Source organism: Microbispora hainanensis, from assembly GCF_006874475.1.
GTDB lineage: Bacteria > Actinomycetota > Actinomycetes > Streptosporangiales > Streptosporangiaceae > Microbispora > Microbispora hainanensis.
Genome location: NZ_VIRM01000166.1, coordinates 1 through 733 on the forward strand (window position 1 = coordinate 1; position 733 = coordinate 733).

A 733-nucleotide genomic window follows, 5' to 3' on the forward strand; every position below is an offset into this window, starting at 1 on the left:
CTGAAGATCCACAGGTTCTAAGCATTGCTCCTTCCTTGCTGATTCGTCCGACTGGGACTCCCTGTCGAGCGCGGCCCCGAGCCGACGACTTCGACGGCCTCACCGCCGACCTTGACGCTTCCGACACCGACGCCCTCGGCTACGCACGCTGGGACGACCCCGACGCATGCCTCGGCAACTTCTTCTGCTTCGACACCTACGGCTCGGCCGAAGGCGACGGAGAAGCCTAAGCCGAAGGTCGATCAGGTAGCCAAGCTCCTGTCGATCGCCCGATCGCAGGTCGGGACCTCGGGACGCCCCAATACCTACACCCGGTGGTTCTCGGTCACCATCGGGCAGACCAAGCACCACGCCTCCCCCGGCGCGTACCTCAACTCCGACTGGTGCGCCAGGCCGCATAAGCGCCGGGGATGGAAAGACCCCCGAACAAGTCGGGGGCCTACTGGGCGTTAGAAGTGCCCAGCCCGGTCGCGGAAGATCTCATAGATGAGCCGCGCAACCGAGGCTGCTACGGCAAGAGATCCCGGAAGCCACCACCAACGGCTCCGCCTCTCCGGATCGCGAACCATGATCTTCCCTTCTCCAATAACGAGGCGGGCCGCATCCCGGCACCCATTAAGCCTCGTTACGGGGGCAAACCAGGCTCGTAGGTGGGCGGGTAGGGCCCGCATCGCTCTGGGCTCGGGTTGATCACTGGATCTTGACCAGAGATTCCGCTATTCAATGCACTCTT

1 protein-coding gene is annotated in these 733 nt (G+C 63.6%); it reads left to right on the forward strand.

The annotated features are described in order from the left end of the window. Positions 1-230: hypothetical protein (locus FLX08_RS40005; RefSeq protein ID WP_208761987.1), on the forward strand; the 230-nt coding region annotated here is incomplete at its 5' end. Between the last annotated feature and the right edge of the window lie 503 nt (positions 231-733).